This is a genomic window from Cobetia sp. cqz5-12, assembly GCF_016495405.1.
GTDB lineage: Bacteria > Pseudomonadota > Gammaproteobacteria > Pseudomonadales > Halomonadaceae > Cobetia.
In genome coordinates this window covers 1,360,909-1,375,117 of sequence record NZ_CP044522.1, presented here as the reverse complement: position 1 = coordinate 1,375,117, position 14,209 = coordinate 1,360,909, and the positions used below count along the sequence as shown (strand labels likewise).

Below are 14,209 nucleotides of genomic sequence, written 5' to 3'. Positions count from 1 at the left end.
CCTGCGCGGGTCATGCGCGGGCTTCCTGTGCGGCGCCAGCGCTGGACAGGGAATTGTCCTGACGCGTCAGGCTGGTCAGCGGGTGGCGGTGGAGGTTCTGCAACGCCAGCCCCTCGGCGGTGAACAGATGGGCTCGCTCGACCTCGAACCCGTAGCGGATGCTGTCACCTACGCGGCTGTTGACGTCACCGTCGGCCATCAGGATCCAGCCGCTGTCGGACTGCTCGTCGGACTTGAGGCCGCCGATCGGCGCATCGCCCGAGCCATCCGGAGTCGCCAGGTACAGCGAGGTCACCCCGCCGAGACGCTCGATGACTTGCACCTGACCCGTGAACGGGCCTTGCTCGTCGAGCATCAGGTGCTCGGGCCGCACGCCCAGCGTCAGGCTGTCGCCGACGATGACCGAGGCACCATCTTCGGTCTGGCTCGCCACCGGGATCAGGCGCTCGCTGCCATCCGGCAGACGCACCGTGACGCCCTCACCCGCCACGCCATTGACGGTGATGTCGAGGAAGTTCATCTTCGGTGAACCGATGAAGCCGGCCACGAAGCGATTGCGCGGGTGATGGTAGAGCTCCATCGGCGAGCCGACCTGCTCGACCACACCGCCCTGCAGTACGACGATCTTGTCGGCCATGGTCATGGCCTCGACCTGGTCGTGGGTCACGTAGATCATGGTCGCCTTGAGCTCGGCATGCAGGCGTGCCAGCTCGATGCGCATCTGTACGCGCAGCGCGGCGTCAAGGTTGGAGAGCGGCTCATCGAACAGGAAGATGCTGGGGTTGCGCACGATGGCACGACCGATGGCGACACGCTGACGCTGACCGCCGGAGAGTGCCTTGGGCTTGCGGTCCAGCAGCGGCCCGAGCTGCAGCACTTCGGCGGCGGCGTTGACCTTCTCGGCACGCTCTTCCTTGGAGACGCCGGCGAGCTTGAGGCTGAAGCCCATGTTCTCGCCCACCGTCATGTGCGGGTAGAGCGCGTAACTCTGGAACACCATCGCCAGGCCGCGCTCGGCCGGGCCGATATCGTTCATGCGCTTGCCATCGATCAGGATGTCACCGGAGGTCGCGTTCTCGAGACCGGCGATCATGCGCATCAGCGTGGACTTGCCACAACCGGACGGGCCGACGAAGACCACGAATTCCTGGTCCTTCACTTCCAGATCGACTCCCTTGATGACCTGGGTGGTGGAGGCGCTGGCGCCGCTGCCGGAGGTGAATTCCTTGACGATGTTCTTGAGCGTGAGTGTGGACATGGGATGTTTCCTTATCCGCACCTGCCCGAGGGCAGGTGATGGCAAATTTGGGTGGCATGGCATCAAGGCGACATGCGTATGGCGCGCCGTTACTTGACGGCGCCGAAGGTCAGGCCGCGTACCATCTGCTTCTGGGTCATCCAGCCGAAGATCAGGATCGGCGCGATGGCGAGCGTGGACGCCGCGGAAAGCTTGGCCCAGAACAGCCCTTCCGGACTGGAGAAGGACGCGATGTAGGCGGTCAGCGGTGCGGCGTTGGAGGTGGTCAGGTTCAGGCTCCAGAACGCCTCGTTCCAGCTCAGGATCACGCACAGCAGACCGGTGGAGGCGATGCCCGGCAGGGTCAGCGGCAGCAGCAGATGGAAGATCTCCTGCAGGGTGCTGGCACCATCCATGCGACCGGCTTCGAGGATGTCCTTGGGAATGTCCTTGAAGAAGGTGTAGAGCATCCAGACCACGATCGGCAGGTTCATCAGCATGTAGATGATGATCAGGCCGGTGCGGCTATCCAGCAGCCCAAGATCGCGGAAGATCAGGTAGACCGGCAGCAGCACGCCCACGGACGGCAGCATCTTGGTGGAGAGCATCCACAGTAGCGTGCCCTGGGTACGCTTGGTGGGCAGGAAGGCCATCGAGTAGGCAGACGGAATCGCGATCAGCAGCGCCAGCAACGTCGCGCCGAGCGAGATCACCACACTGTTCATGGCGTACTTGAAGTAGTCCGCACGTGCCTGGATCTCGATATAGCCCTCGATGCTGGGCGTGAAGAACAGGCTCGGCGGCGTGGCGATCGCCTCGGCCTCGGTCTTGAAGCTGGTGAGGATCATCCAGAAGATCGGGAAGAACATCACCAGCGCGATGGTCCAGGCCACCAGGGTCAGGACAAGCTTCTTGTTGATCACGCTGCGGCGCGCGCGACTGGCGCTGACGGCAGCGCTGGCGGCGGCCACGGAATTGGAAGTTGAAGTCGACATCATTGAGTCTCCCTGTGCTGAGCGCTTGTCATCAGTTCTCGAGATTCTTGGCGACGGTACGCACCAGGAAGAAGGCCACGATATTGGCCAGGATGATGGCGATCACGCCACCGGCGGAAGCACCACCCACATCGAAGTCCAGCAGGGCGCGGATGTAGATCAGGTACGCCAGGTTGGTCGAGGCCAGACCCGGGCCACCGGAGGTGGTGACGAAGATCTCGGCGAAGATGGTCAGCAGGAAGATCATCTCGATCATCACCACCACGCTGATGGCACGCTTCAAGTGCGGCAGGGTGATGTAGAAGAAGATCGCTACCGGCCCTGCCCCGTCCATGCGTGCCGCCTCGACCTGGTCGTCATCCAGTGACTGGATGGCGGTCAGCAGGATCAGCACCGCGAACGGCAGCCACTGCCAGGTGACGATGATCACGATGGAGGTCAGTGGCAGGCTGGCGAACCAGTCGATGGCCGGCAGACCGAACAGCCCGGCGACCCAGGCCAGAATGCCGTTGACCGGGTGCATCATCATGTTCTTCCACACCAGCGCACTCACGGTGGGCATGATGAAGAACGGCGCGATCACGAACAGGCGCGCGACGCCACGCCCGAAGAATTCCTGCTGCAGCAATACCGCCAGCAGCGTACCGCCGACCACAGTGGCGACCAGCACCCAGCCCACCAGAAGCAGGGTATTGCCCATGGCCGTCCACAGGGACGGATCGGTCAGCAGATAGTAATAGTTGTCGACGCCGGCGAAGCCGGACACCGACGGCATCATCAGGTTGTAACGCTGGAAGGAGAACCACAGGGTCATGACCAGCGGTACCAGCATCCACATCAACAACAGGGTTACGGCTGGGGCTTGCAGCGACAGGGTTCGCAATCCCCCGACGGTGCGTCCGGATGCTCTCGTGCGCATGGTGAGTCCTTCGATACGGTGAGGAAGTCCGCTGTTGCGGTGCGCCCTTCAGGCAGAGGCTGTCCGTGCCACGCCGCGAGGACGTTGCAGGAATCTCGATAGAAAGGGTTCGCCGCGGAAGTCGGACGGGGCTCCCGCCGTGCTTCGAGTCACTCTCGGTTGAGGCTCTAGGCAAGGCGGGAGGCCATCAGGTAGTGAGGCGGGACCAAGCAGGTCAGCCCCACGACCGGTCGATCAGATCAGTAACCTGACTGGCGCATGGTGCGCTCGGTGGAACGCTGGGCGGAGGACAGTGCCTGGTCGACCGACATCTGACCCGCCAGTGCCGCGGCGATCATCTGACCCACCTGGGTGCCGATGGACTGGAATTCCGGAATGGTCACCATCTGCACACCGACATAGGGCACCGGCTCAAGCGTCGGATCTGTCGGATCGGCACTGGTGATGGCGTCCATCACGAAGCCGGCGAAGGGAGCGGCATCCTTGTAGGCCTGGTTCTCGTAGGTGGAGACACGCGTGCCCGGCGGGATGCTTGCCCAGCCCTCTTTCTCACCGACCAGATTCACGTAATCCTGAGAGGTGGCCCAGGTGATGAAGGTCTGGGCGGCTTCCTTGGACTTGGAGGACTCGGGGATGGCGAGTGCCCAGGACCACAGCCAATGTGAGCCCTTCTCCGTCTTGGCGATCGGCGCCGGCGCGAAGCCCAGCTTGTCGGCCACTGAGGATTCCTTCGGGTTGTAGAGCTTGCCGGCTGCGGACGTGGCATCGACCCACATGCCGCACTTGCCGCTGGAGAACAGCGCCAGGTTCTCGTTGAAGCCGTTGGAGGTCGCCCCCGGCGGGCCGTACTTGCCCATCATGTCGACGTAGAAGTTGATGGCCTCGCTCCAGGCCGGGGAATCCAGCTGCGGTTCCCACTCCTCATTGAACCAGCGACCGCCGAAGCTGTTGACCATGGTGCCCAGCACCGCCATGTTCTCGCCCCAGCCCGGCTTGCCGCGCAGGCAGATGCCGTAGACACCTTCATCCGAGGAGTTGAGCTTGGCGGCCCAGTCATTGACCTGGGTCCAGGTCGGCTGTTCCGGCATCTCGATACCCGCTTTCTCGAAGAGGTCCTTGCGGTAATAGAGCATGGAGCTCTCGCCATAGAACGGCAGCGCGTAAAGGCCCTGATTGTCACCTTCGGTCAGGCTCAGGCCATCGCGAACCGGCTTGATCAGGTCATCGACCTTGTAGTCGTCCGGCAGATTGTCGAGCTTGGTCAGCCAGCCGTGCTTGGCCCAGATCGGCACTTCATAAGTACCGATGGTCATGACATCGAACTGGCCACCCTGGGTCGCCACATCGGTGGTCAGACGTTGGCGCAGCACATTCTCCTCGAGCACCACCCAATCCAGGGTGATGTCCGGATGCGCCTTCTCGAATTCACTGGTCAGACTCTGCATGACCACCATGTCAGCGTTGTTGACGGTCGCCACGGTGATGGTTTCGGCGCTTACCTGAGCGCTGAGCGGGGCGATGGCAGCGACACTGGCGAGCGAGAGCAGATGACGGCGGGACTTGGTGATGTGAGGTAGGCGCATGAGGGCACTCCATCGGGGCGTTATTGGCATTGTTCTTTTTCGAGGGCAGCGGCGCCTTGGGCACCGATACCTTCCCATCAACCGGCTTGGTGAACGGATGTCCTGGCGAGACATCGCGATTCAAACACGTTCGATCAAAACGTCATTCAGTGAACAAATGATCGGATCAGACCTGTGAAAAAGCAAACCCTGAAGCGCTATACCTTGGGCTATACAACCTTGGGATCTGATCCTTTGGGTGTAGGCCACAAGGCGGCATGGCCACTGAGCTTGCGTGCAATTCAGCATAGACAGACATTAGCGTTAAACGAAACAACGCAGGCCACCATTGTTGCCCCGACTCTTTGGCATTGAGGCGAACAAACCCATTCGATTGTCAGACAATAGATTGTCAGACAAGAGAAGGCAGTGTTCGCCCTAAAAGTCGTGGCTCCGACGCAAGGATGGGAGAACGGAGGGGAAATAAAGAGCGAACCAAGAGAGAGGAAAGAGAGAACAAAGGGCAAGAAAAATGTGACTGATACCCGGGAATGGAGAAGAAGCAGCGCAGGAATGACGAAAGAATTGCGGCGGAAGCTCATGGAAATGCCTGGGCATCGCACGGGCAAAGACAATGCTGAACCCTGACAACGAGAACAACACCAAGAGCAAGTCATGGGGCCATACGCCCCGCCCTACCCCCGACGACTCGCTCGGCGCCTTGTGCGGACGGTATCCACAGGGGCCTGTCATCGGGAGCCAGTCGTCAAGCGCAAGCCGTCAGCGGAACGCCATCGGATTGCAGACATCTTGAAACCATACGAACAAGGCCGTCCCCTGCTCACTCCTTGAGAGCCGCGCAGACCCGCTGGGCAGCCACCTCGTCGATGATCAGCCCTTGCAGCCAACCACCGCGCAACGCACTCAGGATGGCCGGCACCTTGTCGTGCCCACCCGCCAGCCCGATCAGCGGCTGCGCCTTGAGCGAGGTCAGCGGCACGCTGGTGATACGCTGCGCCAGCGGGCAGTCGATCAGCTGGCCATGGGTGTCCAGCGGCCAGCCCATCAACTCGCCCACGGCACCGACTTCCATCAGCTCATCACGCTCGGCGGCGCTGATGAACTGGTCCTGGAACAGCGTCGCCTGAGCATCGAGACGCCCGATGCCGATCATGCCCACATCGGCCTCACAGGCGACCTTGAACACCGCCCTGACCAGATTCTGACTCAGCAACGACTCCTTCTCCTCGATGCTGGCCGCCACCACGGGCGCCGGCAGCAGGAAGCGATCAGCGCCGATCTTGTCCGCCAGCAGCATCACGCCGTCGTAGCGGTTGGAGGAGCCATCCAGCGCCACATTGCCGACCAGTGACACGATGCGATGCTGGGGACGCTCACTACGACTCAGCGCTTCCACCGCCGCGCGCACCGCACGTCCGGTGCTCAGCGAGATGGTCTGCGGCTGCTGGCGACCGAGATAGAACGCCAGGCGTTCGGCGCCCGCCACCGCCAGATATTCCGCGATGCTTTCCGGTGACTGGGTGTCAGAGGGCACCACATCGCAGAAGCTCAGCCCGAAGTGCTCCACCAGCGTATCCGACAGCGCCATGCTGCTGGCCACGGGATGATCGATGGAAATCTTGACCAGCCGCTCCTGGCGCGCCAACGACAGCAGGCGCTGCACGCCGGGGCGCGAAACCCCCAGCTGAACCGCGATGTCGTCCTGGGTCCGTCCACCGACATATGACAACCATGCAGCCCGCGCAGCCTGCTCCAGCCGCTGTTCAAACTTGTCCATGCGCTTTTCTTCCACACTGTCGATTGAGTCCAACACTTTCCACGCCGCCGCCGCCGAGTACAAGTGCCACGCGCCAAGGTGCGCACGAAACGACAACGCCCCGCCGATGAAGGCGAGGCGTTGCAGAGGCGCTTTTCTCGCGCCGATGGCATCAACTGACTGACATCCGTGTGCCGCGAGGACTACATGAACCAGCGTGCGCCATACCCCCACAGCAGCACGGTGACCGCCAGCAGCCCTTCGAGGACCAGCACCCCGATCCCCAGTGTCGACCCGGTGACGAGGAAGCCTTCCTTGTTGGAGATATCAAGCAGTGGCGGAATGCCCAGATACAGCAGGTATGCGCTGTAACACAGGCCGATGGTACCCGCGAGGATACACACCCAGATGACAGGATAGAGCGCGACCAGCCCCGCGAGGAACATCGGCGTGGCGACATAGCCCGCGAAGATGATACAACGCCGGCGGCTGGGGTGCCCCGAGAAACGCTGCGAGAGCATGTGAATGACAGTGCCCATGAAGCCGATCGCTGTCAGTATGGCGATATAGAACGCGATACCGGCGAAGAAGGCATCCAGTGGCTCCAGAAGAATGGCGTGGCCTTCCGTCAGGCTCCAACCGAACTGTGTGGTCCCGATATAGGCACAGATGACAGGCACCAGCGCCATGAGCAGCACATGATGTGCGTAGAGGTGGGTGATGGATTCGTGTTCCTTGCGGATGGTCTGCCATTCCCGTTGCGGATGCGCCATCAAGCCCCATACGTGGGTCAGCATGTGGTCTACCTCCCGTTGACAGTCGTCGACAATCCGGCCATGCGGTCCCGGCGCGGAGTTCGTGTCAGGGCAGTTGCACAGCCTTGTTCTGAGCGTAGACCACATTGCGCCAACTGGCAGTTCAACGCCCGTTGCTCCTCACGAATCGTGCCGGTGCAGGCGTGAAACAGGCCAACGAGGGAAGCGTTGACCGAGACAGCCACAGCGTACCCCGCTCTTTTGAGGGATACTTGATTTACCCCCTATGGATGGATGACGACGAATGCCAATCGGACAGCGTAGCGGTATGAAGGCAGTGCTTGTCATGCAGGGCGTGCTCGACATGAAGAGAATGTTCAGCATCAAGCGAGCGCTCGGCGTGAGCTTGGCACTGGGCCTTGCCACCCTTGGCACGCCTGCCCAGGCGGAGCCTGTCGAGCTGACCATGAGCCGCGAATACGGCCCCCAGACCATGATGGGCCAGCGCGCTCAGCAGTTCGTCGATCAGGTGGCAGCGCTCAGCGGGGGCGAGCTCGAGATCTCCTTCGGAGAGGGCCCGCTGAGTCGACTGCGCTCGGAGAATCATCTCGAGGCCATCAATGCCGACATCATCCAGCTGGCCGACTCCCACAGCGGCGCGCTGGCTGCCGAGATGCCGCTGTTCGGCCTCAGCTCGCTGCCGACCCTGGTCGATGACCCGCATCAGGCGCGCGAACTCTACCGTCTGGCGCGCCCCCGCTATGAAGCGCTGCTGGAAGAGCATGACCAGATTCTGCTCTACGCCCTGCCCTGGCCCCCCAGCGGACTATGGTCGCGCAAGCCGATGACCACACGCGATGACCTGCGGGGCGTGCCCGTGCGGGCCTACGACCGCAATACCCAGCGCGTGCTGCTCAACCTTGGCGCCATCGCCACCGTGCTCGGCTGGGAGCCGATGCAACAGCAACTGGCCGAAGGCCGCATCGAGGCAGTGATGACCTCGGCCCTGGGCGGCCTGACGGCTGAGCTCAACCGCACGCTGGATCACTACACCGCGCTGCAATACGCCATGCCGCTCAATATCGTTCACATGAGCCGGTCACGCTTCGAGGCGCTCGACGACACCCAGCGCGAGGCCCTTCTCAGCGCCGCGACCGAGATTGAAGACACCAGCTGGAACGCCATCGCCAGTGTCCTGGAGCAGACCCATGCCCAGCTGGAAGAGGCCGGCGTCACGGTCAGCAACCCCCTCTCGCCCGAACTCAAGCGCTCACTGGCACGCGCCAGTGTCAGCGTGATCGAAAGCTGGCGCAGCAAGGTTGCCCCCGAGGAAAGCGAACTGCTGGACCGCTATCTCGCACAACGCGACACCCTCTGAACCAGACGCGCGCCCACTCCACCAACCTTGGCCATGACGGCCACCGCCACGACAGCCACCTTCCGAGGCAGCGCTGAAAAATCGTGTAGACACGATTCAGCTGAACATAAACGTAGGCATGTTCTACCCTAGCGGGCATAGGTCAAAGACAAAAAGAAAGGATTCCCCATGACGCCTTCTTCACGTATCTCCACCCTGTTGTCCGCTGGCCTGGCAGCGGCAGGCCTGATCGGCGCAATCAGCGCGCACGCTCAGACGACCCTCAGCATGAGCAGCGATTACCAGCCCGACACGATGATGGGCCAACGCGCTGTCGAATTCAGCCAGCAGGTCGCCAGCCAGTCCGAAGGTGACCTGACGCTGACGCTGCGCTCGGACATTCGCTCTGCCAGTCACCTGCAGGCCACCGCCGGCGGTGTCATCGACATCGCCGCGACACTCAGTGGTGCGCTAGCCGAGGAAGCCCCCTTCTTCGGCATTTCCTCGCTGCCGGCGATCGCCTACGACCTCGATGAAGCCCACCGCCTGTACGTGATCGCGAAGCCGCGCTACGAGGAACTGCTCGCCGAATACAACCAGATCCTGCTGTATGCCCTGCCGTGGACACCCAGCGGCCTGTGGTCGAAAGCGCCCATCGCTGATGGTGATGACATGAAGGACATGCCGATCCGCACCTATGACCGCAACACGCAGCGTGTACTGCTCAATCTGGGCGCGGCACCACAGGTCATGAGCTGGGGAGAGCTGAAACCCCTGCTGCCCGGTGGCAGCATTCACGGCGCGCTGACCTCCGCGATGGGCGGTGTCAGTGCAGAGCTCTACCGCTACATGCCCCACTTCACCACGCTCAACTACGCGATGCCGCTCAATATCATCCACATGAATCGCGATAGCTTCGACGACCTGACAGAGGCGCAGCAGAAGGCCTTGATCGATGCCGCGCATGCCGCCGAGTCTGCCGGCTGGACGGCCACCCACAGCGTGCTGGACCAGGCCTACACCACCCTGCAGGAGAACGGCGCGAAGCTGATCACGCCGGCCCCGCCTGAGCTGCAGGATGCCCTCGAGGAGGGCAGTCAGCATGTGGTGGAAAGCTGGAAGCAGAAAGTCACCAATGAAGATCGTGAACTGCTGACCAGGTATCTTGAATCACGCCCTGAGCGTTGAGCCTGATAGCACTGATGATCGATAGGCTCCAGACACGACAACGGCACCCTCGGGTGCCGTTGTCGTCTTCGTGTGCTTCATGTCATGTGCGATGGCAGCCAAGGCTTGGCTCAACGATGCGACGCCGCCAGTCCCGCGCCGGCCACGACGAACAGACTGCCCGTGGTGCGATTGAACAGCCTCACGCGCCGGTGACTATCAAACCAGCGACTGATGCTGGAACCCGCATGGGCGTAGGTGCTCATCGTCAGCAGGTCCACCACCAGCCAGGTCAGCGCCAGCACCACGAACTGGGGCAGCTGCGGCTGGGCCATGTCGATGAAGTTGGGAAACAGCGCGCCGAAGAACAGCAGGTCCTTGGGATTGCTGATCCCGATACCGAAGCCCTTGCGGCACAGTTGCCAACGCGTGGCTCTGGCGCGCATCGGGCCCTCCTCTCCCACGGCATCGAACACCACCGGTTGGGATGGCGCCCGCCAGGCCTGAATCCCCAGATAGATGAGATAGAGCGCCCCGATGATCTTCAGCACCAGAAACCCGGTCTCGGACGCCGCCAATGCCGCGCCAAGGCCCAGCGACGACAAGCCCATCAACACCAGCGACGCCGCCGCCCCACCCACCACCGTCGCGAAGGATCGGCGTCGGCCGTGGCGCAGGCCATGATCCATGCACAGCAACGCAACCGGTCCGGGGAAGGTGATCAAGGCGATGATGACGCTGACATATGCCAGCCAGACGGTAAGTTCCACTGGGTTTCCTTGTCGTTCAGGGTGTAATGAAATACTGCAAGACGGCCTGCCAATATCGCGGCTCTCCGCCACGTCAGCAACACTTTTCGCTCCGATCGGCTTGGCAAGACAGCCACACGGCATTTCATCGAGCAGGCTGCTGCCCCCGTTTTCCATCCCCACGCATCCCATCGACAACGAATTCCATGCACACGCGAGCTGCATGGAATCCCAAACACAAAAAAGCCTCCCGAATGGGAGGCTTTTTTGAAGAATCTGGAGCGGGTGAAGGGAGTCTAATACCTATATATATCAACCACTTAGAGAGGTGTGTAAAGAAAAACCTACACAAAACCATACACAAAAGCGCAAAATAAACACGCACAGCAATACGAATCTAAAAACAGAAACGCACTAGAGCAGCTGAGTGCCCATTCGCAGCGCTATCTAAATTGGCACTCACTGCAGGAGTCATACATCCCAGCCCCTCACGGCGCTTGGTGGGGAATTATCGGCCCCACCATACATAAAATCCTAAGTTGCTTTCCCACTATTATGCGCCAGTGAGAAAGCGGCCGAGCACCGAGTTCAGAACAGAACGATCGTCACACCCCTAACATCACCAGAGACATGGGCGGAGCCTCCTCCACGTATGCCATGCCACCTACTTGGGTATCATTCTGACAGATTTGTACCGTGCACCCAACCAGCTCCGCTTGAACCCCAGAACGGCTAACGCTCATTCATATGATACATAACGCTAGCTTTCGCACTCGGCCGTAATACAAATAGCAGAAACCGTGCAAAAAGTCGGCAAGGCATCTATAGAGGCGCAGTAATATATCATTCATACGAAATAATAATGCCCAACCTTTCTTTAATCTCTTTCATATTTTCAAATATTATCATAGGTTGATTAATAGCACCCGATTCAGGATCTACATATAACTGACTGCATATTACATTGAGACATTTTGCTGATTCAAAAATATTTTGCTCTGCTGGCAGACCAAATATAGGACCGATAACTTTATAGAAGGGTATCGATTGATGCCCTTCCATTAAGGATGCCGAACAATCTTTAATAGACTGTCGCAGCTCTTCACTACCTGTAGCATTTGTCAATTTTGATTGATTTGCTAAAAAAACGAATGATATTTTTCCAATAGATTTCTTGAGGAGTACTGCTGGCTCGATTATATATTTTAGGAAAATTTGAGTTATTATAAAAGCACACACCACCGTTGTTATAGCTTGAGCCAGTTCATCTTCCATATCTAAACTCCTATATTCAGCTTTGTTGTTCATCTAGACAGCACTAACGACCTCGTCTCTACAAACTACCAGAGCCTCAATGCGCTTTCCACACAGCGGATTTTGAATCCGTTTTTGGCATTTCGTGGACTGCGCTGGCAGCGGGTCTTTCGAGATATTTCAGACACTTAGCACATTCCATGTGCCACATGACGGACGTTATCTGGTCGCAGTCTGCGACCAAACTGCGACCACGCTGGAATGGTCGCAGTTTGAACGCGACCATATTGCGTGTGAATTTTCCTCACACCTCGATCATCACCACCGGCAAGCTCGGTGCCTCGCCGATGATCTGATCCCCCTCCACGTAGACCATGCTGCCAACCTCGGCAACGCCCTGGCAGGTACGCACCCCACCGCCGACAAGATCCACGCGCACACGCGAGCCACTGATGCTGATCACTTCTCCCACCTGTCGTGGGGTGGTGGGCATCAGGGCCAGCAGCCGCTTATACGGATTGGCCATCATTCTCTCCTGTTGTCATTTGATCCCCACCCCCATTCCTCACAGATGGAAGCGCTGCAGTTCGATTGACTGGCGCACACTCAGGGCGCGCCCCTGCAGGCTGGCGCGTACGCTTACGCCACGGGACATACCCTGCCAGCCATCGCACTCGATCAGCTGTCCCGGCAATACCAGCCCACCCAACGAGGCGCTCAGTGGCATCTCGATGCTTTCCGTGGACTGTCGCAGCGTGGCAGCAAGTTCTGCGATACCACGCGATTGTGCGGGAGCCTGCTCGGTAATGAGACTATCCACCACTGTCGGGGCAAGCTCATCCCCTGCTGTACCGCGCCGGATGATCTGCGCCTGAATGCCCCCGGTATCGCCGTGGAGCCAGACACCATTGCGAGCATCACCGGGCTGCTGATCACTCCCCATCTGGGTGATGATGTCACGCGGGATCACCAGCCCCGCCTCTGTCTCTTCCCATTCCCATGGGGCAGTGGGATAGCGCGGCGCCACGATCAGCGTCTGGCTCTGCTGGTGCGCCTGCACATAGCCACCGGCCGCCTCGGCAATGCGAGAGATGGCATCGATGGGTGCAAGGCTGTCATAGCGCCAGGCACCGGCAGGCACCAGCCAATCAGCCAGCTGCCAGTCCAGCGTCCAGCCAGTGGGCAGCTCGGCCTGTGCCAGCTGCGAGGCAGTAGCTTGGCTATCTTCGGTGTAGCTTCGCGCCGTGGCGTAGGGCGAGCCGAGATAGGCCGCCAGCGATCGACCGCTGATGGTGATGCTGTGGCTCTGCCAGCTTTCGGAGCGCCGCCAGCCGTCCACGATGCAATGCCATGCCTCACCATTGATCTCGGCGGCAACCTCCACTGGCTCGCCATCGACCCCTTCCACCAGTGACTGAGCATCTCGCCCGGCAAGCCCTGCCGAGAAGGACCATGCCCAGCTGTCGGTGTCGATGCTGAGGGACATCTGGGTCGCGGGAATCTCACGCCCGTCAGACAGGCGAATCAGGCGGGCGGTGTTCTGCACGATGTACAGCCTCCGGACAGGAATGGTCGGGGTGGTGGGGATGTCACAGGTCAGGCCAAAGCGCAGCACCCACGGGGCGCTGGGCATGGTGTGGCAGAACTGCAGCAGGGTGCTGCCCTCTACCGGCTCCAGATCGGGTGGCTCAGTCGGGCCCGGGGGCAGATCGATACCAGGTGGCGGTTGACGCGCCTGCTCCCAGGGCACCCGCCAGTCCTCACCGGTGGTACGGCCTTGCTGGAAGGGAGAGTGCACCACCACGCCATCGAGGGTGCGGGCTTCTTCATAGCGGGAGCGACGGGTCGCATCAGCGCGCGGCGGGTGCTGGTAACCACTCGAGCGAGCCGTGGCAATGCCCTGCCCTTGCTCCCATACCGGCCGTGATGCGCGGCGGACACGCGGCAGCTGCAACCACTGGCTGCCACTGAGAGTGCCCAGAATGCGCTCGGTCTGCTCCCAGCGCGCGCCACTGGCGGCATCAGTGCGAGGGCGTGACGCCCAATCGCCCGACTGCCCTGCCGAGAGAGATAGCGCCTGCTCAAACCCTGATCGCGTCGCATGCAGGCTACGAAGTGGAGGTTCCCACCCGCTCCGGCCTTGCGCCTCTACCCGCGCGGCATTCTCGAACCGTGACCCCGCCTGTTCGGCAGGACCACGATAGGCATTGATGTCCCGAGTCATGGCGACATCGATAACCGCCGGTGCGCCCAGCGTGGCGACGACCTCGATCAGCAGCCCTTGACTGAGCGTGGCATCCAGCTCTGGGGGCGGCAGCGTAGTATCTACTGCCAACGTGATCCGCTCTTCACCTTTGCCACCGCTGAAATCCAACACCAGCTGAAGGGCATCGCCTGCCAACGGCTGCCCAGTGAAACGCAGATCGATTGGAGTCAC

12 protein-coding genes are annotated in these 14,209 nt (G+C 60.8%); 2 read left to right on the top strand and 10 right to left on the bottom strand.

Annotated features, from left to right (window positions below; translation table 11 throughout):
- Positions 1-10: 10 nt before the first annotated feature.
- From F8A90_RS05945 to F8A90_RS05920, 6 genes are all read right to left on the bottom strand, one after another.
- Entirely contained in the window at positions 11-1,258 is a 1,248-nt protein-coding gene (locus F8A90_RS05945; protein WP_200019379.1) for an ABC transporter ATP-binding protein, read from the bottom strand.
- Positions 1,259-1,347: 89 nt separating this feature from the next.
- A complete protein-coding gene (locus tag F8A90_RS05940; RefSeq protein ID WP_166019506.1) occupies positions 1,348-2,232 on the bottom strand; it encodes a carbohydrate ABC transporter permease in 885 nt (294 codons plus the stop codon).
- Positions 2,233-2,263: 31 nt separating this feature from the next.
- Positions 2,264-3,151: a carbohydrate ABC transporter permease gene (locus F8A90_RS05935; protein ID WP_166019505.1), complete on the bottom strand. Its 888-nt coding sequence runs from the start codon at positions 3,149-3,151 to the stop codon at positions 2,264-2,266.
- Between the two features lie 239 nt (positions 3,152-3,390).
- Positions 3,391-4,734 (bottom strand): ABC transporter substrate-binding protein, encoded by a 1,344-nt coding sequence (locus tag F8A90_RS05930; protein WP_200019377.1) that lies wholly within the window; start codon positions 4,732-4,734, stop codon positions 3,391-3,393.
- An 820-nt stretch (positions 4,735-5,554) separates the two neighbouring features.
- Positions 5,555-6,511, bottom strand: a complete 957-nt coding sequence (locus F8A90_RS05925) for a sugar-binding transcriptional regulator (protein WP_166019503.1) — start codon at positions 6,509-6,511, stop codon at positions 5,555-5,557.
- Between the two features lie 182 nt (positions 6,512-6,693).
- Positions 6,694-7,287, bottom strand: a complete 594-nt coding sequence (locus F8A90_RS05920) for a Yip1 family protein (RefSeq protein WP_082388794.1) — start codon at positions 7,285-7,287, stop codon at positions 6,694-6,696.
- Positions 7,288-7,609: 322 nt separating this feature from the next.
- On the opposite strand from F8A90_RS05920, the gene dctP reads away from it, so the two are divergent.
- Entirely contained in the window at positions 7,610-8,623 is a 1,014-nt protein-coding gene (gene dctP, locus F8A90_RS05915) for a TRAP transporter substrate-binding protein DctP (RefSeq protein ID WP_200019376.1), read from the top strand.
- Between the two features lie 168 nt (positions 8,624-8,791).
- Positions 8,792-9,790: a TRAP transporter substrate-binding protein gene (locus tag F8A90_RS05910; RefSeq protein WP_200019375.1), complete on the top strand. Its 999-nt coding sequence runs from the start codon at positions 8,792-8,794 to the stop codon at positions 9,788-9,790.
- Between the two features lie 110 nt (positions 9,791-9,900).
- Here F8A90_RS05910 and F8A90_RS05905 read toward each other — a convergent pair whose 3' ends face one another.
- The 4 genes from F8A90_RS05905 to F8A90_RS05890 all read right to left on the bottom strand — a co-directional run bounded on the left by F8A90_RS05905 (position 9,901) and on the right by F8A90_RS05890 (position 14,209).
- Positions 9,901-10,539: a LysE family translocator gene (locus tag F8A90_RS05905; protein WP_200019374.1), complete on the bottom strand. Its 639-nt coding sequence runs from the start codon at positions 10,537-10,539 to the stop codon at positions 9,901-9,903.
- An 822-nt stretch (positions 10,540-11,361) separates the two neighbouring features.
- On the bottom strand, positions 11,362-11,793 hold the full coding sequence (locus tag F8A90_RS05900; protein ID WP_200019373.1) for a hypothetical protein: 432 nt from the start codon (positions 11,791-11,793) through the stop codon (positions 11,362-11,364).
- A 283-nt stretch (positions 11,794-12,076) separates the two neighbouring features.
- Positions 12,077-12,298, bottom strand: a complete 222-nt coding sequence (locus tag F8A90_RS05895) for a hypothetical protein (RefSeq protein WP_200019372.1) — start codon at positions 12,296-12,298, stop codon at positions 12,077-12,079.
- A gap of 39 nt (positions 12,299-12,337) precedes the next feature.
- Positions 12,338-14,209, bottom strand: a complete 1,872-nt coding sequence (locus F8A90_RS05890; protein WP_200019371.1) for a hypothetical protein — start codon at positions 14,207-14,209, stop codon at positions 12,338-12,340.

What these genes read in the sequence shown, in the direction of transcription:
- F8A90_RS05920 (WP_082388794.1), bottom strand. Translation starts at nt 7,287, where the DNA reads ATGCTGACCCACGTATGGGGCTTGATGGCGCATCCGCAACGGGAATGG.
- F8A90_RS05935 (WP_166019505.1), bottom strand. Translation starts at nt 3,151, where the DNA reads ATGCGCACGAGAGCATCCGGACGCACCGTCGGGGGATTGCGAACCCTG.
- F8A90_RS05895 (WP_200019372.1), bottom strand. Translation starts at nt 12,298, where the DNA reads ATGGCCAATCCGTATAAGCGGCTGCTGGCCCTGATGCCCACCACCCCA.
- F8A90_RS05900 (WP_200019373.1), bottom strand. Translation starts at nt 11,793, where the DNA reads ATGGAAGATGAACTGGCTCAAGCTATAACAACGGTGGTGTGTGCTTTT.
- F8A90_RS05940 (WP_166019506.1), bottom strand. Translation starts at nt 2,232, where the DNA reads ATGTCGACTTCAACTTCCAATTCCGTGGCCGCCGCCAGCGCTGCCGTC.
- F8A90_RS05945 (WP_200019379.1), bottom strand. Translation starts at nt 1,258, where the DNA reads ATGTCCACACTCACGCTCAAGAACATCGTCAAGGAATTCACCTCCGGC.
- F8A90_RS05910 (WP_200019375.1), top strand. Translation starts at nt 8,792, where the DNA reads ATGACGCCTTCTTCACGTATCTCCACCCTGTTGTCCGCTGGCCTGGCA.
- F8A90_RS05930 (WP_200019377.1), bottom strand. Translation starts at nt 4,734, where the DNA reads ATGCGCCTACCTCACATCACCAAGTCCCGCCGTCATCTGCTCTCGCTC.
- F8A90_RS05925 (WP_166019503.1), bottom strand. Translation starts at nt 6,511, where the DNA reads ATGGACAAGTTTGAACAGCGGCTGGAGCAGGCTGCGCGGGCTGCATGG.
- dctP (WP_200019376.1), top strand. Translation starts at nt 7,610, where the DNA reads ATGAAGAGAATGTTCAGCATCAAGCGAGCGCTCGGCGTGAGCTTGGCA.